This window comes from Pukyongia salina, assembly GCF_002966125.1.
Taxonomy (GTDB): Bacteria; Bacteroidota; Bacteroidia; order Flavobacteriales; family Flavobacteriaceae; genus Pukyongia; species Pukyongia salina.
This window is the reverse complement of record NZ_CP027062.1, coordinates 686,532-707,655: the sequence shown is the minus strand read 5'-3', so window position 1 is coordinate 707,655 and position 21,124 is coordinate 686,532. Positions and strand designations below refer to the sequence as shown.

Sequence of the window (21,124 nt, the reverse complement as noted above, 5' to 3'; positions counted from 1 at the left end):
CAGATAAATGCCTGCCAGGTTGTAGCCTGGCAGGCCTAATATTAAACCTATGAAAAAATATTACGTAACAGTTTTAGTGCTACTTTGCTTAGGATTTTATACCGAGAATACCCTTGGGCAACAGGATGCCCAGTATACCCAGTATATGTATAATCCGTTAAGTGTTAACCCGGCCTATGCAGGCTCTCGTGACGTACTTAGCATTGTGGGTTTATACAGAAGCCAATGGGTAGGCCTGGACGGAGCACCAACCACTTTAAACTTTTCCTTGCATTCTCCCATAGGTAAGAAAGTTGGGATAGGTGTGAATGTAACTCGTGATGAGATATTCATATCAGATGAGACGTATATAGATATTGACTTCACTTATACGCTTACAACTTCAGAAAAAGGAAGGCTGGCTCTAGGCCTAAAGGGAGGAGCTCATCTTCTCAATATCGACAGTAATAAGTTAAATACCGGGCCATTCAACAATGGAGATCCGGAAACGCAGATCAATATTGATAATAAATTCTCACCACAAGTTGGTGCCGGGGCATATTATTACACCGATAAGTTCTACTTGGGTGCCAGTGTCCCTAATATCCTTGAGACCGAACATTTTGACGAATCCTCGAACACTAATAATTCTAGTGCAACCGCAGAGGAACGAGTTAACTTCTATCTGCTTACAGGATATGTTTTCGATGTTTCCGAAGGATTAAAATTCAAGCCGGCCTTGTTGACCAAGATCGTTCAAGGTTCCCCCTTACAGGTGGATATGTCTGCCAATTTTCTTATTCAGGAGAAATTAACCTTGGGTGCGGCCTACCGATGGAGTGCAGCGTTAAGCGCCCTGGTTGGATTTCAGGTAACAGATCAGGTAATGGTAGGATTTGCCTACGATAGAGAAACAACAGAGTTACAACAATACAACGATGGTTCTTATGAGGTCTTCTTGCGATTCGAATTATTTAAACGCGATGAAGGCATGAAAAATCCACGATTCTTCTAAAATTATAACTATGACTTTAAGATTAAAATATTTTTTACTGATAGTTACGGGTCTTGTACTAACGGCCAATGTTTCAGTTGCACAGGAAAAGAACGCATCGGCCAATTCGAAAGAAGCAAAAGGGGATGCGCATTACAATGATTACGCATTTATAGATGCTCGTGAGGCGTATATAAAAGCCGTAGAGAGTGGGTATAGATCTGTGAACGTGCTATCCCGCCTGGGAGATTCTTATTATTTCAACGGGGAATATGAAGATGCCGCGAAATGGTACGGGGCTTTGTTCTCGTTTTCGGAAGAAATAGATTCTGAATACATTTATCGCTATGCACAATCGCTTAAAACATTAGGAAAATATGCTACGGCCGACAGGATAATGAATAAGTTGAACGAGGTAGCATCAACAGATGACCGGGGCGAACTATTTTCGGAAGAACGAAACTATTTAAAATTGATTGAATTGCAATCGGGTCGCTTCAACGTGTTTACGGTTCCTTTCAATTCGGAGCTATCGGATTATGCACCAACTCTAAATGGTGGTGAGATCATATTTACTTCAAACAGAAAAACACGAACAGCCTCACAAAGGGTTCACGACTGGAACGATCAGCCATTTTCAGAATTATACTGTATTATAGTAAGTGAAGAAGGTGAGCCAAACCGGTTCCGCAGTAAGGTAAATTCAAGATTTCATGAATCTTCGGCTGTGTTTTCGAAGGATGGACAGACAATGTATTTCACTCGTAATAATTTCACTGATCGCAAGCGCGGTAGGGATGGTGCCGGTACTACACATCTTAAATTATATCGTTCCAAGAGAACAGAAAAAGGATGGGGCGAGGCCGAGGAATTACCGTTTAACAGTGATGAATTTTCGAACGCACACCCGGCATTAAGTAAGGATGGAAAGTATCTCATCTTTTCCAGTGACAGACCGGGTGGTGAGGGCCAATCTGATCTCTATAAAGTTTCCATCGAAGGAGATAGCTTCGGAGAGCCGGAAAGCCTTGGAGACACAGTTAATACAGAGGGGCGGGAAACCTTTCCTTTCGTGGATTCCAATGGGGATCTGTATTTCGCATCAGACGGGCATGTCGGCCTAGGAGGACTAGATATTTTTGTTTCTGAATTAAATTCAGAAGGAAATTATGAAAAAGGCTTCAACATAGGAGCCCCAATCAATAGTATGGCTGATGACTTTTCATTTGTGATCAACAGTACTACCGGATTAGGATATTTCGCATCCAACAGAAAAGGTGGACAAGGCGAGGATGATATCTATTCTTTCGAACAAACAGCACAACTAATAAAGAACTGTCGCCAGTCATTGAGTGGTGAAGTAAGAGATGAGGATACCGATGATCTAATAACAGATGCTAAAGTAGTTTTGCTTGATAACGATAACAATGTATTGGAAGAGACCCGAACTAATATTAATGGAGCTTTCTCATTCGATGTTATAGAATGCTCTACCGGATACGCCATACGAGCGTCCAAAGAGGATTTTTCTACTTCGGAAAAATCATTTGTTACAACGGGCGAATACGAATCTGCAGTGAAAAAGACCTTATACCTTGTTTCAGAAGAAGACAAGGAGATCCGTGATGCCAAAGTAGGTGAAGATCTGGGTGTATTGTTAAATCTAAACCCTATCTATTTCGACCTTAGTCAGTCTTATATTCGGCCGGACGCACAGATCGAGCTTCTAAAGGTGGTTGAAGCGATGAATAAATTTCCAAATCTAAAGATCGATGTTAGATCACATACCGATAGCCGTTCCAGTGACTCGTTTAATTTGAGGCTTTCGGAAGCCAGGGCGCAAGCAACCATAGATTATATAGTGGGAGCAGGAATAAGCCGTGACCGAATAAGCGGAAGAGGATATGGAGAGTCACAGTTGTTAAACCGATGCGCTAACGGAGTTGCATGTAGTGAAAGCGAACATCAACTCAACAGGCGCTCAGAATTCATAATAGTTCAGAAATAAGAACCGTATGCAATAAAAAAGCCCGGTATAACCGGGCTTTTTTATTTTTTAAGAGTTGAGATCGATAGTTATCTACCGTTTACTCAGCTTAATTTGACAAAGAGTCTACAGCTTCTTCTATAGCGTCACCGGCTTCTTCCATAGCGTCTTCGGTTTCTTCCATAGCGTCTTCTACTGCTTCTTCAGCGTCTTCCATTACGTTTTCGACAGCGTCTCCTGCTTCTTCAGCATTCTTTTCGGTTTCTCTACATGAGTAAACAGTAAACACCATAGCCAATGCTGCAAGTGATACAAATAATTTCTTCATAGTTGATAAGATTAGTGATTAATACGAATCAAAAGTAATTATTTTTTTGAATAGATCAGCTCTTAAATTTAACATTTCGTCGAAACGGCAACTCTGAATCTCAATTATTTAGCGGATTTCAGCGAGCATGGAATAATTCCTTATATTATTTGGAATAATTCCAATTTATTGTATCTTCGGAATATGGAAAAAAATGTACCTACCGAGGCCTTACGTTTTAAAAAGGTTAGAGAAGAGCAAAATCATACCCAGCAGTCCTTTGCCGAACTTTTAGGTATTGGATCGACGACTGCCGATATAGAACGCGGAAAAACGAAGATATCCGGCAAGGCAGTAATGGAGCTATTGCGTTTATTTGGCATCAACCCGTTGTGGTTGTACGGGAGGAGTTTCAGCCAGTATGTGGATATTAGCGGTGGCGATGTGAGTCCGAAGGTGATCACCCTCGATCCCGATGAAAAGGATATTATCTTACTTGTTAACCAAAAGGCGGCGGCAGGTTACCCGCATAATATTCAGGATGTAGAGTGGTATGAAACCCTGCCATCATTCTCAATACCTTTACCCGAATACCGAAACGCCACTTACCGTGGTTTTCAGGTGGAAGGAGATAGTATGTTGCCAAATATCCGTCCCAATGAATGGGTGCTTGGTAAAGCGGTCTCCAGTATTACCGAGGCGAGTGACAGCCGAATATACATTGTAGTATTGCATGATTCTGTATTAGTTAAGAAACTTCAGAAAATACCTAATACTCCCGATAGAGTTAGGCTTGTTTCACTTAATCCGGAGTATTTGCCAATAGATGTTGAAGTGAAGGATATTCAGGAATTATGGATGGTGAACAGTAAACTTACTTTTGGAATTGATGAACCTTCAGAAAGTACTTTATTAAGGCAGTTACAGGCATCCATGGAAGAATTGAAAGGTCAATTGAAAGGCCTTAACACATAAAAAAAGCCTCCACTGGAGGCTCTTAATTAATTGATTAACCGGGATTAGGAGTTATCGTCGTCGTTATCAACCTTGATCTTGGTTTCCCCTTCTTCGGTTTTGATCTTAACTTCCTTTTCCTCGGTTTCCATTTTTATTTTTTTCTCATCGCCATCAGTCTTTACCTCAACTTCGGCTCCCTCTTCTCTCATTTCCTCAATGAGTTCTTCGGTTTCGGAAGTTTCTTTTGTGTCCCTGCAGGACATAAAGGCTGTGGCAAACAACAATGCTGTAATAACTAATAGTGCTAATTTTCTCATGACGTTAATTAATGGTTACGGTAAAATATAACGTCAATTTTAGGATTTATGTGGTAAAATTGTAATAATTATTTCGAAATAAGATGTTAAAATAATTCCTAACCTGATAATGGATTTTAAAATACTCTATGAGTTTCTAGAAAACTTACAACAAAATAATTCCAAAGAATGGATGGATGCGAATAGAAGGGAATACTACCAAGTAAGGGACGCATATATCGCCTGGCTAGATGAAATGAACGAGATATTTGCCTCAATTGATGATGATTATTTCGACACTCCGGGACGTAAAGCGATAAATCGTATAAATAACAATCTTATGTTTCATCCAAACCGCCCCGTATATAAGGATCACTTCGGGGCCGGCCTAGATCAGCGTAGTAAACAGGGAGATTTTTATATAGAATTGGGAGTAAATCAATCTTTTGTGGGAGGAGGTTATTGGCACCCTTCTTCGGGGATACTGCGAAGTATCCGAGAGGCGATAGATTACAACGGAGAAGAATTTAAAAAGATCATAAACAAAAAGAGTTTCAAAGATATTTTTGGAGAAATGGTGGATGATAATCCGTTAAAAACAGCTCCCAAGGGTTATACAACAGATCATCCGCATATCGACCTGCTGAGAAGAAGATCGTTCGCTGTTGTTCATTATATAGACAGAAAGGAAGTGATAGCAGCCAGTTTTAAACAGCGATTGATCGAAATCTATCGGGAAATGTTACCCTTCAGAAGATATTTAAATCAAGCCGTTACTGTGAAGTGAAGCAATATATTCCATGATCACCCGAGTGGCGCCTGTGTTACTATTCACGAAGTGGCCGGCAATCATTCCAGTTTTTTCTCTAAAATTCTTGTCATCAACCAGTCGCGACATGATCTCGAAGACTTCTTCCTGATTACTTACCGAGAATAAAGCTGCAAGTGATTGCAGGCGCTTTGCTTCAGGAAATTTTTCGAAATTCTTACCTATTACAACAGGGATACCAAAAGTGGCCGGTTCCAGGATGTTATGAAGTCCCGAATTTCCCATAGCCCCGCCAACATAGGCAATATCTGCATAGTGATAGACTTTGGTGAGTAGGCCGATATTATCAATAATTAGTACGGATGCAGCGCTAAGATCTGCCGAATCTTTTTCAGAATATAGAATAGATGTTCCCTTAATTTTTTTTCTGAAGATATCAATCTTACCAGCCTCGATGGTATGAGGTGCCACGATGAACTTTATATTTGCTGAGGCTGCATTTATATACGGAATTAATATCGCCTCATCTTCGGGCCAGGTACTGCCGCAAACTATACATATGGAATTTCCCTTAAACGCTTCTATAAAAGGAAGAGAGTTATCCTGTTCAATTTGAGCCGATACCCGGTCGAAACGGGTATCTCCACTAATGTTAACATGGTCTATACCTAAACCCTTTAGAAGCATTTCAGAATTCTTATTCTGCACAAAAAAATGATCTATAGTGCGCAATGCCTTCCTCATAAAAACACCATATGGTCTAAAAAACGACTGATTTTCACGGAATAACCCAGACACTATAATAGCAGGTGTCCCGGAGCTTTCCAGTTCGAACAGATAATTGGGCCAAAACTCGTATTTCACAAAGATCGCCAGGGATGGATGAACCAGGGACACAAAACGCTTGGCATTTCCACGGGTGTCCAGGGGTAAATAAGTAATTAGATCGGCCACCGGACTGTTCTTTTTTATCTCATATCCGGACGGAGAAAAAAAGGTAAGTACGAGTTTATATTGGGGGTAACTTGTTTTAATAGCCTGCATAATAGGTAAGCCCTGTTCAAATTCTCCCAGTGATGCGCAATGGAACCAGATGGTCTTATCTTCGGGCTTAATACGTTGCGCGATCGTATCCAATACCTTTTTCCTGCCTTTTACAAATAGCCGCATCTTTTTGTTGAAAAGCCCGGAAACCCACAGAAAAAAAACGCTTATATGGGTAAGAAACGAATATAGTGTGCGCATAGATGGCTAATTTACCAAAATTCAATTTGAAGCCTTCAATTTAAACCAATAAGATCTGTAGAAGACTAGGTATACACCAAAATACCGCAAAGGCATTTTAAAACAACGAAAACATTTTCGTAAGTTTGACAACAAAATTTTCACAGCCGCAATGCGAAAAATACAAATGGTAGACCTAAAGGGTCAATATGAAAAGATCAAGGATCGAGTGGACAAATCGTTGCATGAAGTAGTAGAATCCACTGCCTTTATAAACGGCCCGGAGGTACATCAGTTTCAGAAGGAATTAGAAGACTATCTCGGTGTAAAACATGTTATTCCGTGTGCCAATGGAACCGACGCCCTGCAAATAGCCATGATGGGATTGGGGTTAAAGCCCGGAGACGAGGTAATAACTGCCGATTTTACCTTCGCAGCTACTGTAGAAGTGATCGCTTTACTAGGACTTACCCCGGTGCTCGTAGATGTGGATCCCATAGATTTCAATATCGATGTGGACGAAATAAGAAAGGCTATTACGCCCAGAACAAGAGCCATAGTCCCGGTGCATTTATTCGGGCTCTCGGCAAAAATGGACGAGATCATGGCCCTGGCGAAAGAACACAACCTTTACGTTATCGAAGATAACGCTCAGGGAATTGGGGCTACTTATACTTCCGGTGATGGGAGCAAGACAAAGACAGGGGCGATTGGCCATGTGGCTTCCACTTCGTTCTTTCCGTCTAAGAATTTAGGATGCTATGGTGATGGTGGCGCGATCTTCACCAACGATGACGACCTGGCCCATACCATACGAGGAATTGTAAATCACGGAATGTACGTTCGGTACCATCATGATGTGGTAGGCGTTAATTCCAGGTTAGATTCCATGCAAGCGGCAGTTTTGCGTGCTAAATTGCCTCATTTGGATGATTATAACAACAGTAGGCGTGATGCTGCAAGAAAGTACACTTCAGCCTTTCGGGGAATTGAGAATATCGTTACTCCCACAGGTTATTGTGATGCAGAGAATAGTATATGCGATACCTGCGATTGTCATGTTTTTCATCAATACACTTTACGCGTGTTAAATGTAGACAGGGATGCATTAGTGCAACACCTGAACGAACAAGGTATTCCATGCGGGGTCTATTACCCAATCCCACTACACCTCCAGAAAGCATACGCCGATGAAAGATATAATGAAGCCAATTTCAAGGTAACCAATCAATTGGTAAAAGAGGTAGTTTCTTTACCCATGCATACCGAGCTGGATGATGAACAAATCGATTTCATTACGAAAACTGTTATAAACTTCGTAAATAATAATGCGTAGAATTCTAGTTACCGGGGGCCTTGGCTATATTGGTTCACACACAGTTGTAGAGCTACAACAGGCCGGGTTCAAGGTTGTTATAATAGATAATTTATCGAATGCATCTGTCGATGTTCTGGATGGGATCTTTGCCATTACCGGAGTTCGTCCGGATTTTGAAAAGTTAGATCTTCGCGAGAAAGCTACGGTTCATGCTTTCTTCGACGATTACGATGATATTTCAGGGATCATACATTTCGCCGCAAGTAAGGCCGTTGGCGAGAGTGTTGAAAATCCCCTTTTATACTATGAGAATAACGTGGGGTCCCTTGTTTACCTACTTCAGGAATGTAAGGATAGGGATATCAATAGTTTTATCTTTAGTTCTTCCTGTACTGTTTATGGGCAACCGGATGTATTACCAATAAAAGAGGATGCCCCTGTAAAAGCGGCGATGTCCCCGTATGGGAACACCAAACAAATTAGTGAAGAGATCATATTAGATCTGTGCAAGGTTTCGTCTGTAAGGTCGATCTCATTGAGATATTTTAATCCTATTGGTGCTCACGAATCGGCAGACATAGGAGAGTTACCCATTGGAGTACCACAAAACCTGGTGCCATATATAACACAGACTGCCGCCGGGGTAAGAAAGCAATTATCAGTCTTTGGAAATGACTATCCTACCGCAGACGGGAGTTGTATAAGGGACTATATCCATATTGTAGACCTTGCCAAGGCTCATGTGCTTGCATTGCAAAGGCTACTTTCAGGAGAAAATACCGATGTATTCGAAATATTCAACATTGGTACCGGGAAAGGAACATCGGTTTTGGAAGTGATCAGGGCTTTCGAAAAAACCACTGGTATTTCTCTAAACTATAGAGTGGTTGATCGTCGTCCAGGGGACGTAATTGCCGTATTCGCCGATACTTCCAAGGCTAACACCGTACTGGGCTGGAAAGCCGAACGGACCATAGAGGATGCCCTTGCGTCTGCATGGGAATGGGAAAAGAAAGTGAGACAGTTAACTAACTGATTCCCGCCTTCGAAGTCTCCACCGAACGATCTATCTTTCGCATTAATCCCTGCAATACGTTTCCGGGGCCAACCTCAATAAAGGTGGTAGCTCCATCCTTTATCATTTGCTGCATGCTCTGGGTCCATTTTACCGGTGCCGTTAATTGAGATATTAAATTCTTTTTTATTTCTGAAGGGTCTGTAACTGCCGTAGTACTCACATTCTGGTAAACCGGACAGGCAGGTGTACTAAATTGTGTGGCCTCGATTGCAGCCGCCAGTTCTTCCCTGGCAGGTTGCATAAGCGGGCTATGGAACGCACCTCCTACAGGTAATAAAAGTGCGCGTTTTGCCCCTGCTTCCGAAAGTGATTCGCAGGCTTTTTTCACAGCTTCGATCTCTCCACTGATCACCAGCTGCCCCGGACAATTATAATTGGCTGCCACCACGACCCCAGTGGTTTCTTCACATATTCTTTCTACAACGTTATCTTCCAGCCCCAGGACAGCAGCCATGGTTGATGGTTGCATTTCACATGCTTTTTGCATGGCCAGCGCACGCTTACTCACCAAGGAAAGTCCATCATTAAATGCCATCGTTTTGTTAGCCACCAGTGCCGAAAATTCTCCCAACGAATGACCAGCGACCATATCTGGTTTAAATTGATCACCCATTACTTCTGCCAGAATAGCAGAATGTAAAAAGATAGCGGGTTGGGTAACCTTGGTTTCTTTTAATTCGTCTGCGGTGCCTTCAAACATGATCTTAGTGATCTCGAAACCTAAGATCTCATTTGCTTGCTCAAAGAGTTCTTTAGCTCTATGTGAATTCTCATAAAGATCGAGCCCCATTCCTGAAAATTGCGCCCCCTGACCTGGAAATAAATATGCCTTCATATGTAGTTGTTCGTTGTGGCTACAAAAATAATCTTTTATTTAAGAATAACGAGAAATGATCGTCTCTACCCTGGCGAGATAACCACCTCCAAAGATGTTGAGGTGAACCAGTAAATAATAAAGCTGCCACAGGGCGATCCGCTCTTCCCAATCTGGCAACAATGGAAATTCTTCCTGGTACACCTTGAAAACCTCGGCGGGAAAACCTCCAAACAATTGCATCATAGCCAGATCCATTTCCCTGTGCGAGTAGGATACCGATGGATCTATAAGGACGGGAGCACCTGTGTTATCTATCAGGTAATTACCGCTCCACAGGTCGCCATGGATAAGAGCCGGTGCTTCCTGCGGGATTATATCGGCTATGTTTTTGAAGAAATTAGTGAGGTCCTTTTCCAGGTATCCCTGTCTTCGGGCTAGCCCGATCTGGGGCCTTAGCCTGTTTTCGATGTAAAATTGGGAAGCGAGGTTATAAAAGCTGTTCGCTTGAAACAAACTCCCTATGTAGTTGTTGTATTTCCAGCCGTAAAGATCGGCACTGTTTTGGTGTAAATTAGCTAATCGGCCACCAAATTCTTCCCAAAAGCTTTTCTTTTTTGCACCACCGTCAATATATTCCATTAAAAGATAAGCATGGTGCTCTTCTATCCCACATGCGATAATTTTTGGTATTCTGAATGTCTCTGTGGAGGCGAGTAGTTCGAGGCCGGCTTTCTCGGTATCGAACATACTTGGGTATTTATCGTTCAAATTTAATTTTACCACAAGATCACCATTATTGGTCCGAAGAAGGAAGACATCATTTATGTCACCTCCGGCCATAGGTTGGTAACTCTGTAAATTGAACGAATTGAGTGCGGCGATAGAGTGGAGTAAGGATTCCATTATCTAGATAGGCCTTCGGACCCAGGTCTCGTAAGTAAAGGCGTGGTCGTGGCGTTCGTCTACAGGATGGTAGTGTTCCTCCACTAGTTCCCAATCGCTTTCCGGGATCTCAGGAAAATAGGTGTCGGCATCGAAGGTGCCATGAACCCTGGTTAACTCGATCTTTTGGGCAACGTCCAGCCCTTGCGTATAGATCTCACCTCCACCAATTATAAAAGGTTGATTATCTGTTTTAGATAATTCCAGTGCTTTTTCCATGGAATGCACCACCGTGATGCCATCTGCGCTGTAGTCCTTGTTACGGGTTATTACAATATGGGTTCTGTTAGGAAGAGGGTTGGGAAACGATTCGAAAGTTTTTCGGCCCATAATGATATAATGGCCAGAGGTTAGTTGTTTAAATCTTCTGAAGTCGTCGGGCAAATGCCAGACCAGTTGGTTGTTCAAGCCGAGTTCGTTATTTTCCCCGGCTGCGGCAATCATAGTAATCATTCGTTTTCCGGCGGTAAAGGATTTAGATTTTCGTTTTTTTTTAGGGCTTGCTGCTGTTTAAGTAGATCGCCGTCTACCTCTTTTTGTAATTCGGCGATTCGCGCACTTTGTTTTGCTTTCAATCGTTCCAATTGCCTATCCTCCCATTCTTTCCCCATAAACTTATTCATCATAAAAACATTGAAAAGATGTATCAGGAACAAGAATGCCCAAATTAAGATGGCCCATATAAACCAGTCTTTAATAAAAAATTCATCACCAATGCCTAGTACCGGGTTAATAATGATCAACAGTACCGAACCCGCCAGAAAGATGATAAAATGTTGCATCAACCTCTTTTTTTGTACAATGCGTTTTCTGGCATATTCGTATTGCAGTCGTTGTTCGTGATCTAATCCTTCGGTTTTTTTGTTTTTTGAAAACATGCTGACTACTTTTAGGCTATTGTAAAAATATTGAAAATTCACGGTTTAACGGCCCCGCTCCATGGAAGATTTTAAAAAAGAATTTCCGCTTACTCAACATTATACCTATCTCAATACAGCTAGCTGTGGCTTGTTGTCCCGGTCGCTGGTATCGTGGAGACAGGAGCACGATAAAAATTTGATGGAGGGGGGTTCTATTTTCAGGGATACACATAAACAGCATATACGAGAGATCAGATCTGGTTTATCACGATTTTTTTCTACTTCGGAAGAGACCATAGCTCTGGTTCCTAATTTTTCAACTGGGATGAACGCTCTTCTGGACGGCTTAGCTGAAGAAAGTAAAATATTATTACTCGAAGGCGATTATCCATCGATCAACTGGCCTGCCGAGTTTCGAAAATTCGAATTATGTTACGCCAGGATCGATGCTAACCTGGAGCAGAACATAGAGGAAGCAATAGTGGAGCATAACCCCGATGTTTTTGCATTTAGTATGGTGCAATACATAAGTGGGATCATGATGGATCCTAATTTTTTAAACCGAATCAAGGCCTATCATCCTAATCTCCTACTTATTGCTGATGGTACTCAATTTCTTGGAACCACAAACTTTAGTTTTTCTGAAAGTCCGCTGGATATTATAGGCGCAAGTTCCTACAAATGGTTGTTGGCCGGCTATGGTAACGGACTTTTTATGATAAAACCAGAGGTTCAACATAGGTTTTCACTTAGAACGATCGGGTTTAATTCGGCCGATGCCGGCTTCGGTCAAAAAGATGAGATCAGCTTTGTGGGCAGGATGGAGCCTGGACATCTGGATACGCTCAATTTTGGTAGCCTGGGAGAATCGGTCACTTTTCTTGAAAAGCTTGGGATGGACAAGGTAGAAGAACACCTAAAGGACCTAATTCATACAGCAAAATCCGAATTTGTTAAGAGGGATCTACTCGATGAAGCCGTAGTGAATAGAGAAACGCATTCTACTATTTTCAATATAAAAGGGGATAAAGAATTGTTCGAAAGATTTAAATCCGAAAAAGTGATCTGCTCGCTCAGAGGGAAAGGAATTCGGGTGAGTTTTCATATCTACAATACCAGAGAAGATCTACACAAACTACTAGAGATCATAGATTCATATTAACTTCGCTTTTATAACGCTAATGCAAGGTATTACGATGATCTAAACGGATATAATTAACCAGTTAATAGCACTGGTACGAAATGGGGCATTTTATTTTCTTTTTCTGCAGAATACAAAATCTTTATAGTAATTCTTAGAGTCTGAAAACGAGGTTACTATCGCAAGACCCGATTCTTCCGCCAGCCATTGTACTACCTTATCATCGTATTTCTGTGATATCTCTGTATGAATAGTCTCCCAGGGATCGAAATGCACTGTTAAATCTAAAGCTTCGATATTAACCACCATTTTTTCGGTTGCAACCAAATAACTCTTGGCGGTTCCCGTCTCCGGATCGTAAACCTCCCAGTGTTTAAATTTTCCGGTGTCGAAATTCGCATTCATTTCAGAATTGATCCTGTGTAATAGGTTTTTGTTGAATTCTGCTGTAACGCCCTTAGGGTCATTATAGGCGTTAAGTATTGTTTGAGGGTCTTTTTTCTGGTCGAATCCCATAAATACAAGATCTCCGGCATTCATGGTTTCTTTTAGGCGTGAGAGAAAATCTATGGCTCTCGGATGAAGTAAATTGCCAATATTGGAACCAAGTAGCATGATCACCTTTTTACGGGAATTAAATTGTTTAAGACGCTCCAGAACCTCGAAATATTCCCCTATTTCGGCATCAACCTGAACTTTGGGAAGTTCATGTTGCAAATTGGCAGTCAAAAGATCGATGGCGTTCTCGCTAATGTCTATCGGTTTATATACAAAGTCATAGTAATTCTTAGAAAGGTAGGATAAAAGGACCTTTGTTTTCTTACCATCGCCAGCTCCCAGCTCAATAAGGTCCATACCCTTACCATTTCCACGGAATAATTCAGAAATCGCTTCTGTATGAAAACTGAGGATCTCGAATTCACTATCGGTAAGATAATATTCGTCCAATGCCATGATGTCCCGGAAGAGTTTATCTCCCCGCTTGTCGTAGATGTATTTTGAGTATAAATATTTTGGGTTGGCCGTAAGGCCATTAAATACATCCTTTTTAAAAGTTGTGTCGAGAATAGTTTCGGTAATAGTACTCATAAGCTTATCGCATTTATCTGGCCAACCGGATCCCGGTAAATTGCCATCGCAGGTTTGTTTGAAAAAAATTTCTGTAGGTAGGCCGGGTGTGATTTACGGGAGTAGCAACAGAGCCGCCTCGTAAAACTTTTTGATTCACCATAAACTTACCATTGTATTCGCCAATTGCGCCGGGCGGTTTTTCATAGCCGGGATATGGCAAATAAGCACTTTCGGTCCATTCCCATCGATCTCCCCATGAAAAATGATGCTGTGCAGCCTCCCATTCAAATTCGGTAGGTAAGCGATAGCCTTTCCATTGGGCGTAAGCAAAAGCCTCAAAATAGGAGATATGACTTAGAGGGGATTCCATCTCTAATTCCCGAAGGCCTGCCAGGGTGTACTGCTGCCAATTACCATCTATATTATGCCAGTACATAGGTTGGGTGATCTTTTGCTGTTGCACCCAATCCCATCCTTCGGCATGCCACAGATCGAATTTCGAATATCCCCCGTCTTCGATAAAGGCCAGGAATTCCTGGTTAGTGACCAACTTATTCGAAATTTCATAATCGTGCAAGTAGACCTTGTGACGGCCCAATTCATTATCGTAGCAAAAATCGGAGGATGCATGTCCTATCTCGTAGATCCCTTCATGTACCGGGATCCATTGTTGCGCTTCGTTTTGAACAGGATTTTCCAGGAATTTATCGTTGTAAACAGGAAGTATAGGATTGTTTCCCAGTATGTATTTAATATCGGTAAGGAGTAGTTCCTGATGTTGTTTTTCGTGATGAATGCCTATCTCAAGAAGTGAAAGGATCTGTTCATTTATAGCTTCTGAAGAAATAAATTCTTTCATTTCGTTGGTTACGTAATGGCGATAGTCGTAGACCTTGGTTACGCCCGGACGAGATAAGTTACCCCGGTCGCTTCGCACCACTCGTTTTCCTACTGTTTCATAATAACTGTTGAATACAAAGGCGAAATCTTCATGAAAGAGTTTATAGCCAGGTTTGTAGGGTTTCAGAATAAATTCTTCAAAAAACCAGGTTGTATGTCCCAGATGCCATTTAGGCGGAGATACATCAATCACCGGCTGAACAACATAATCTTCGATCTCCAGAGGTTTACAAAGTGATTCGGTATGTGAACGAGTCTCTAAAAAGAAAGAAACCAGGTTTTTGGTATGGATCATAAAAAAAGAGTCGGAATTTATCTCCGACCCTTAAAGATACCAAACATTTTTTTCGAATTTTCTTTATGCTTTGTTAAACCTTGTTGCTGCTAATCCCCGGATTTCTTGCGTTTTAGCCGGCGTTCTGCTTTGGCCGAAGGTTCCACTTCAAATATGATGGGGAGTGCATATAGTACTCCTACTTCTTGTCCACGTTGTTTCCCCGGCCTCATTTGAGGGAGAAGAGAAACTACTCGTATGGCCTCTGCTTCCAGCATCTCATGGTCTGCTCTGGAACGAATATCCACCACATTTCCTGTTTTATCTATCTTAAATTGTACTGCGATCCTGTATTTTCTCGGCTTTAGATCAAGGGATTTTACCAGTTTCATGTCGAAATTTTCACTCACTACTCGGGCTATGTTATCCGACATGCATTTTTTCAGAATCATATTGTCTGAACCTTCACAGCCTGGAAACACTGGAACATTTTCAATAGTAGCAAATGGAACATCGGCTTCCTTGGTAATGGTAGAAGTATCGCTTTCGTTCTGGGCGAATAAATTCATACCCATCAAAAGAGTACAAACAAGAAAGATATTTTTAAACATTTTACTTACCTGTTTTAAAGGTAATTGGCACAGTGTATTCTATAGCCCGGGGTTTACCGGCTAACATCCCCGGTTTGGCCATTTTTGGGATGGACAAGATATTGCGCTTGGCTTCTGCCTGTAATCCCTCGTTTCCTCCTGTGATGCTCTTGATCTCGATAAGGCCTTCGGTATTCACGATAAAGGTTACTACCACACGCCCCTGTATGTTCTTCTTATACTCTTCGGCAGGATATTTAAAGTTTTTGGCAATATGGGTGGCAAGTTGAGTATTGAAGCAGTTATCTCTTTTAGTGGCACTGTCATTTTCACATCCGGGCCAAACTGGAGCTACTTCCCGCATGGTTATCTTGTTCTTTTCAATTGTTCCCCATTCCTGGGCATAACCGCCAACAGTGGTGATAAGGAATAGCAGTACTATTAGATTTTTCATAAATAGGCTTTTTTACACGGCAACCACACCTTTTATATGTGGGTGGGGGTCGTAGTTTACAAGTTTAAAATCATCAAATTTAAAGCCAAAGATATCTTTTACATCCGGATTGAGCAACATTTTCGGTAACGGGCGTGGATCCCGGGACAACTGAAGCTCCAATTGCTCCATATGATTGCTGTAGATGTGGGCATCGCCAAAGGTATGAATGAAATCTCCGGCTTCATAACCACAAACCTGTGCCATCATCATGGTAAACAAAGCGTAGGATGCGATATTAAAGGGTACTCCTAAGAAGACATCGGCGCTTCGTTGATAGAGTTGACAAGAGAGTTTTCCATCGGCCACATAGAACTGGAAGAATGCATGACAAGGAGGGAGGGCCGCTTTACCGTTAGCCACGTTTTCGGCAAAAGGTTTTGAGGTGTCGGGTAGTACAGATGGATTCCAGGCACTCACCAGCATTCGCCTGCTATCGGGATTGGTCTTTAAAGTTTGGATCACCTCAGAGATCTGGTCGATCTCCTCACTATTCCAATTTCTCCATTGGTGGCCGTAAACAGGTCCCAGGTTGCCTTCTTCGTCTGCCCATTCGTTCCAGATCCGAACACCATTCTCCTGCAGGTATTTTATATTGGTATCCCCATTCAGGAACCAGAGTAATTCGTAGATGATCGACTTCAGGTGAAGTTTTTTGGTAGTGACCATTGGAAAACCTTCACTAAGATCGAAACGCATCTGGTAGCCAAACACACTTTTGGTGCCCGTACCGGTACGATCGCTCTTTTCTGCTCCGTGTTCTAATATATGTTTAACGAGGTCGTGATATTGTTTCATGCCGATCTTTTTTCAGGAAATAAAAATATAAAACAGGCTGTTTTTAAAGAACAGCAAATCAGTTCTTTTATTACAAGTTATCAACGGTTTTTATTCTGAAAGTCTACCCGATCAACATACCGGCAATTGTTGCCGTTAACAAGGCAGCGACAGTACCCCCTATTAAGGCCTTGATCCCGAAAGCGGCCAATGTCTTTCGCTGGGATGGTGCCAGCACCCCTATGCCACCAATCTGTATCCCGATGGATGCGAAATTCGCGAAACCACAAAGCGCATAGGTTGCAATTACGATAGATCGATAATTTGTGATCGCACCGTTATTCTTCAGGTCACTTAATGAAGCATAAGCGTAGAATTCGTTTAGAATGGTTTTTTCTCCCAGGAGTTGTCCCACCACAACGATATCTTCGGCGGGGACCCCAATGATCCAGGCAACAGGAGCAAAAAGGTTACCCAGTATATATTGCATGGAAAGTTCGGTATACCTGCCTTCTGTAACGCTGGCGATCTTATCGTTCAACCCGGTTGGGCCACCCACCAGATCCGAGGAGATCCAGTTTAAAACTGCCATAAGCGAAGTAAAAACCAATAACATGGCACCCACATTCACCGCAAGTTTCACTCCATCGGTCGTACCTTTCGAAATGGCATCCAGTACGTTAGAGCCAATTTTATCGCGGGCAATGCTAAGTTTGGTGTTCACCGTTTCAACTTCGGGGTACAACATTTTGGCAATTACGATAGCCGCAGGAGCAGACATGATAGAGGCAGTTAACAAATGCTTGGCAAAGATCACACGTTCGGCGTCACTATCGCCTCCTAAAAAAGCTATAAAAGCAGCCAGTACGCCCCCGGCTATGGTTGCCATACCACCCACCATCAGGCAAAGCATTTCACTTTTGGTCATTTTCTCCAGGTAGGGTTTTACTACCAGAGGTGCTTCGGTTTGTCCAATAAAGATGTTGGCGGCCGCTGCTAAACTTTCAGCTCCTGATAATCTCATGGTCTTACTCATTACCCAGGCAAAGGCATATACGATCTTTTGCAAGATTCCGAGGTAATATAACAAAGAGGTAAAAGCGGAAAAGAAAACAATGGTAGGGAGCACCTTAAAGGCAAAAATATAACCTATAGTGAAGGATTCTTTTATTACGTTGCCATCTGCGTCGAACCTAACTTGAAAAATTTCGGCCAGATCCGGCCATGCACCAAAGACAAAATTTGCGCCAATATCTGCCAGGGAAAGGAACGCTACAACCTTTTCCGAAAACCATTCGAAGATAGTAGCAACAAACGGAACTTTCAGCACTAACACTGCAAAGATCAGCTGAAGGGCGAGTCCCGAAAAAACAAGGCGCCAGCTAATTTGTCGACGATTGCTGCTTAGGAGATAACAAATAAGAAGCAGAAAGATCATTCCTATGGCTCCGCGTATAACGCTATTCAACGTAATACCTAACCCCTTTGTAGGGTCAACTGCCAACGTTTGTTGTTGATCTGTGGAGGTAACCACAGGGGGGGAATCAACCGTAGAACGGAATTTATACATAACCTGATCCTCTTTGAAAACCAGGGTACTATCTGTATGTTCGGTTATTCGGTATCTTCTTAGAGTGTCGTTGGGTTGCACGTAGAAGAACAGCAGTAAATTATTCTGAATTATATAATCCCCGGAGGCCTTTAGGTTGTTCTTGGCAGCGAGTTCATAGCTGAAGGTTCCTTCCGAAAGGGTTAAAAAATCGATGTCGGGATCGACAGCAACCAGGGTTTCGCCCTGTTCATTCTCTATTGCCGAAAAGTGCCAGGTTTTTTCCAGCTCTTGTCCGAAATTACTTCCGAAGGCCAGAACCAGCAATAACAGCATGAGTGATTTTTGCATATTGTTTTTACCTTTTGGAGATCTCATCCCTTATAGCAGCGGCTTTTTCGTAATTCTCGTCGGCCACTGCCTGATCCAGCATTTCATTGAGTTCTTTCAAACTAAATTTACTGAAATCTTCACTTAGTTTTGGAGCGACAGACTCCTTATCGTCACCCGCGAGTAGTTCTTCAATAACAGCTTCTTCCTGTTCGGTTGTTGCTTCTTTTTTCTTTTGGGTCTTTAAATAGATACCTGCCTTGTCCAGTATATTCTTATAGGTAAAAATGGGTGCCTTGAAACGCAGCGCAAGGGCAATAGCATCGCTGGTTCGGGCGTCGATGATCTCTTCGATGGTATCGCGTTCACAAATAATACTCGAATAGAACACTCCATCTACCAATTTATGGATGATCACCTGTTTTACGACTATATCGAAATGATCTGCAAAATTCTTAAAAAGATCATGGGTTAGGGGCCTTGGGGGTTTAATTTCTTTCTCCAGGGCTATCGCGATGGATTGTGCTTCAAAGGCGCCAATTACTATGGGGAGTTTGCGCTCACCATCCACTTCGCTAAGTATTAGGGCGTAGGCACCATTTTGGGTCTGACTATACGATATTCCTTTAATATTTAGCCGTACTAAACTCATTTATTCGATAAATCTATTGGATATTAAAAGGCTGCTTAAATAAGGCATTTACTCATTTAAACAGCCCTTTTTCGAAGCACAAAATACTAAATTTTACGCGTTTTGTACCTTAAACTCTTTTAATTTTTCTGTGAGTTGAGGTACCACCTCGAAGGCATCACCAACGATGCCGTAATCTGCTGCTTTAAAGAAAGGTGCTTCGGGATCGTTATTGATCACCACCTTTACTTTAGAGGCGTTAATTCCAGCTAAATGCTGAATTGCTCCTGAAATACCTATCGCGATATATAGATTGGAAGCAACGGGTTTTCCTGTTTGGCCAACGTGCTCAGAATGTGGTCTCCAGCCCATATCGCTTACGGGTTTAGAACATGCTGTAGCAGCTCCAAGAGTTGCTGCAAGTTCTTCTATCATACCCCAGTTCTCAGGGCCTTTCATCCCCCTTCCGGCGGAAACAACAATTTCTGCGTCGGCAATCGTTACTTTATCGGTTGCTTTCTCTACCGAAACCACTTCACTATTTCCGGCGGATACTTCCGGTGCAAACGATTCTGTGGTTTCGGAAGTTTGGTTCTCAACAAGACCGTACGCGTTTTTCGCAACGCCTATCACCTTCACATCTGTTGTGATCTCGGTGATTGAGAAGGCCTTATTAGTAAACACACTGTGCTTTACTTTAAAAGGAGCAGTGCTCTCTGGTAATCCTGTAACATTTGGCACGTAGCCGGCATTGAGGTCTACGGCCACTAGTGGTGCCATAAATTTACTATTCGCACTGGAGGTGAGTATCACCACAGAAGCGTTTTCCTTTCGGGCGGCTTCCGAAACTACCTTGGCATATGCTTCCGCGTTAAAATTAGCCAGGGCGTCATTACTAACTTCAAGAACTTTAGTAGCACCGTAATTTCCTAATTCGGAAGTATCTCCTGCATTTACGGTAACAGCTGTTACAGTTGTCCCCAGCATGTCTGCAACTCCTTTGGCATAAGAAACAGCCTCTTGTGCTATTTTCTTGAATTTTCCTTCTTCAGATTCTGTATATACTAATACCATAATTTAGATCACTTTTGCTTCGTTGTGTAATAGATTTATTAGGTCGTCCACGTTGTCTACAAGCTTTACGGCTCCCCTCGGCGCAGGCTTTTCAAATTGAACCGATCGGGTCTCAGCCTGGCTGTCTACAGCTTCTTTTACGTGAAGGGGTTTAGATCTCGCCTGCATGATGCCACGCATATTCGGGATGCGCAGGTCACTTTCTTCCACGAGACCTTTTTGCCCTCCAATCACCAATGGAAGACTTGTTTTTATAGTTTCTTTTCCGCCGTCGATCTCCCTCACTGCAGTTGCAGTATTTCCTTCGATCTCCAGGCCGATACAGGTATTTACAAAATTCGCGTCGTTTAGTTTCGCGATCATCCCCGGAACCATTCCTCCATTATAGTCTATAGATTCGCGTCCGCCAATAACCAGGTCGTAACCGCCTTCGGCAATTACATGAGCCAGTTGCTTTGCTACCGAAAAACCATCGGTAGGAGCTGTATTTACCCTTATGGCTTCATCGGCACCAATGGCCAGAGCTTTACGTAATGTAGGTTCGGTTTCCGGGCCGCCTACATTTAATACATGTACTGTGGCACCTTGTTTTTCTTTAAACCACATCGCTCGTGTTAGACCAAACTCATCGTTAGGATTTATTACAAACTGAACGCCGTTGGTATCGAATTTTGTGTCACCCTCCGTGAAGTTGATCTTCGAAGTGGTGTCTGGCACATGGCTAATGCACACTGCTATTTTCATAAATAAATCGATTTAAAATTGA

The 21,124-nt window shown here is 42.3% G+C and carries 23 protein-coding genes; 7 read left to right on the top strand and 16 right to left on the bottom strand.

Features of this window, described 5'->3' with window-relative positions:
- Window positions 1-49 precede the first annotated feature (49 nt).
- Together C5O00_RS03240 and C5O00_RS03235 are read left to right on the top strand one after the other, a co-directional pair.
- Entirely contained in the window at window positions 50-994 is a 945-nt protein-coding gene (locus C5O00_RS03240) for a PorP/SprF family type IX secretion system membrane protein (protein WP_105214903.1), read from the top strand.
- A 10-nt stretch (window positions 995-1,004) separates the two neighbouring features.
- A complete protein-coding gene (locus C5O00_RS03235; protein WP_105214901.1) occupies window positions 1,005-2,981 on the top strand; it encodes an OmpA family protein in 1,977 nt (658 codons plus the stop codon).
- Between the two features lie 88 nt (window positions 2,982-3,069).
- Here the strand turns inward: C5O00_RS03235 and C5O00_RS03230 are convergent, their stop codons facing one another.
- On the bottom strand, window positions 3,070-3,288 hold the full coding sequence (locus C5O00_RS03230; RefSeq protein WP_105214899.1) for a hypothetical protein: 219 nt from the start codon (window positions 3,286-3,288) through the stop codon (window positions 3,070-3,072).
- A 183-nt stretch (window positions 3,289-3,471) separates the two neighbouring features.
- Between C5O00_RS03230 and C5O00_RS03225 the strand changes: the two genes are divergently transcribed.
- Window positions 3,472-4,242 carry a LexA family transcriptional regulator gene (locus tag C5O00_RS03225; protein WP_105214897.1) on the top strand — a complete coding sequence of 257 codons (771 nt, stop codon included), beginning with the start codon at window positions 3,472-3,474 and terminating at the stop codon, window positions 4,240-4,242.
- A gap of 44 nt (window positions 4,243-4,286) precedes the next feature.
- Here the strand turns inward: C5O00_RS03225 and C5O00_RS03220 are convergent, their stop codons facing one another.
- Window positions 4,287-4,541, bottom strand: coding sequence for a hypothetical protein (locus C5O00_RS03220; RefSeq protein WP_105214895.1), 255 nt, complete (start codon window positions 4,539-4,541; stop codon window positions 4,287-4,289).
- A gap of 109 nt (window positions 4,542-4,650) precedes the next feature.
- Between C5O00_RS03220 and C5O00_RS03215 the strand changes: the two genes are divergently transcribed.
- Window positions 4,651-5,307 (top strand): DUF2461 domain-containing protein, encoded by a 657-nt coding sequence (locus C5O00_RS03215; RefSeq protein ID WP_105214893.1) that lies wholly within the window; start codon window positions 4,651-4,653, stop codon window positions 5,305-5,307.
- On the opposite strand, the gene C5O00_RS03210 is transcribed toward C5O00_RS03215, so the two are convergent.
- A complete protein-coding gene (locus C5O00_RS03210; RefSeq protein WP_105214891.1) occupies window positions 5,281-6,534 on the bottom strand; it encodes a 3-deoxy-D-manno-octulosonic acid transferase in 1,254 nt (417 codons plus the stop codon). The two genes, C5O00_RS03215 and C5O00_RS03210, sit on opposite strands and share 27 nt — an antisense overlap.
- A 151-nt stretch (window positions 6,535-6,685) precedes the next feature.
- On the opposite strand from C5O00_RS03210, the gene C5O00_RS03205 reads away from it, so the two are divergent.
- Both C5O00_RS03205 and galE read left to right on the top strand, forming a co-directional pair.
- Window positions 6,686-7,849: a DegT/DnrJ/EryC1/StrS family aminotransferase gene (locus C5O00_RS03205; protein WP_105214889.1), complete on the top strand. Its 1,164-nt coding sequence runs from the start codon at window positions 6,686-6,688 to the stop codon at window positions 7,847-7,849.
- Window positions 7,842-8,867 (top strand): UDP-glucose 4-epimerase GalE, encoded by a 1,026-nt coding sequence (gene galE, locus C5O00_RS03200; protein WP_105214887.1) that lies wholly within the window; start codon window positions 7,842-7,844, stop codon window positions 8,865-8,867. The genes C5O00_RS03205 and galE overlap by 8 nt, the downstream gene beginning before the upstream one ends.
- Here galE and fabD read toward each other — a convergent pair.
- From fabD to C5O00_RS03180, 4 genes are read right to left on the bottom strand one after another with little or no spacing between them, the layout of a single operon-like run.
- Window positions 8,860-9,744, bottom strand: a complete 885-nt coding sequence (gene fabD, locus C5O00_RS03195) for an ACP S-malonyltransferase (protein WP_105214885.1) — start codon at window positions 9,742-9,744, stop codon at window positions 8,860-8,862. The two genes, galE and fabD, sit on opposite strands and share 8 nt — an antisense overlap.
- A gap of 39 nt (window positions 9,745-9,783) precedes the next feature.
- The gene (locus tag C5O00_RS03190) at window positions 9,784-10,629 is read right to left on the bottom strand and encodes a fructosamine kinase family protein (RefSeq protein WP_105214883.1); all 846 of its coding nucleotides are present in this window, start codon (window positions 10,627-10,629) and stop codon (window positions 9,784-9,786) included.
- A 3-nt stretch (window positions 10,630-10,632) separates the two neighbouring features.
- Window positions 10,633-11,121: a dihydrofolate reductase gene (locus tag C5O00_RS03185; protein WP_105214881.1), complete on the bottom strand. Its 489-nt coding sequence runs from the start codon at window positions 11,119-11,121 to the stop codon at window positions 10,633-10,635.
- A complete protein-coding gene (locus C5O00_RS03180) occupies window positions 11,118-11,546 on the bottom strand; it encodes a 2TM domain-containing protein (protein ID WP_105214879.1) in 429 nt (142 codons plus the stop codon). The genes C5O00_RS03185 and C5O00_RS03180 overlap by 4 nt, the downstream gene beginning before the upstream one ends.
- Window positions 11,547-11,607: 61 nt before the next feature.
- Here C5O00_RS03180 and C5O00_RS03175 point away from each other — a divergent pair, with 61 nt between their 5' ends.
- Window positions 11,608-12,690: an aminotransferase class V-fold PLP-dependent enzyme gene (locus C5O00_RS03175; protein ID WP_105214877.1), complete on the top strand. Its 1,083-nt coding sequence runs from the start codon at window positions 11,608-11,610 to the stop codon at window positions 12,688-12,690.
- A gap of 90 nt (window positions 12,691-12,780) precedes the next feature.
- On the opposite strand, the gene C5O00_RS03170 is transcribed toward C5O00_RS03175, so the two are convergent.
- The 9 genes from C5O00_RS03170 to C5O00_RS03130 all read right to left on the bottom strand — a co-directional run bounded on the left by C5O00_RS03170 (window position 12,781) and on the right by C5O00_RS03130 (window position 21,102).
- Window positions 12,781-13,758, bottom strand: coding sequence for an L-histidine N(alpha)-methyltransferase (locus C5O00_RS03170; protein WP_105214875.1), 978 nt, complete (start codon window positions 13,756-13,758; stop codon window positions 12,781-12,783).
- 13 nt (window positions 13,759-13,771) lie between these two features.
- On the bottom strand, window positions 13,772-14,935 hold the full coding sequence (egtB, locus tag C5O00_RS03165) for an ergothioneine biosynthesis protein EgtB (RefSeq protein WP_105214873.1): 1,164 nt from the start codon (window positions 14,933-14,935) through the stop codon (window positions 13,772-13,774).
- A gap of 89 nt (window positions 14,936-15,024) precedes the next feature.
- Window positions 15,025-15,483, bottom strand: coding sequence for an energy transducer TonB (locus C5O00_RS03160; protein ID WP_244593019.1), 459 nt, complete (start codon window positions 15,481-15,483; stop codon window positions 15,025-15,027).
- Window positions 15,484-15,526: 43 nt separating this feature from the next.
- A complete protein-coding gene (locus C5O00_RS03155; protein WP_105214869.1) occupies window positions 15,527-15,958 on the bottom strand; it encodes an energy transducer TonB in 432 nt (143 codons plus the stop codon).
- 12 nt (window positions 15,959-15,970) lie between these two features.
- A complete protein-coding gene (locus tag C5O00_RS03150; RefSeq protein WP_105214867.1) occupies window positions 15,971-16,795 on the bottom strand; it encodes a thymidylate synthase in 825 nt (274 codons plus the stop codon).
- A gap of 103 nt (window positions 16,796-16,898) precedes the next feature.
- Window positions 16,899-18,674, bottom strand: coding sequence for a NupC/NupG family nucleoside CNT transporter (locus tag C5O00_RS03145; protein WP_105217553.1), 1,776 nt, complete (start codon window positions 18,672-18,674; stop codon window positions 16,899-16,901).
- Window positions 18,675-18,681: 7 nt separating this feature from the next.
- A complete protein-coding gene (locus C5O00_RS03140; protein ID WP_105214865.1) occupies window positions 18,682-19,305 on the bottom strand; it encodes a bifunctional nuclease family protein in 624 nt (207 codons plus the stop codon).
- A 93-nt stretch (window positions 19,306-19,398) separates the two neighbouring features.
- Window positions 19,399-20,361 carry an electron transfer flavoprotein subunit alpha/FixB family protein gene (locus tag C5O00_RS03135; RefSeq protein WP_105214863.1) on the bottom strand — a complete coding sequence of 321 codons (963 nt, stop codon included), beginning with the start codon at window positions 20,359-20,361 and terminating at the stop codon, window positions 19,399-19,401.
- Window positions 20,362-21,102, bottom strand: a complete 741-nt coding sequence (locus C5O00_RS03130; protein ID WP_105214861.1) for an electron transfer flavoprotein subunit beta/FixA family protein — start codon at window positions 21,100-21,102, stop codon at window positions 20,362-20,364. It lies immediately after the preceding gene.
- Window positions 21,103-21,124 lie beyond the last annotated feature (22 nt).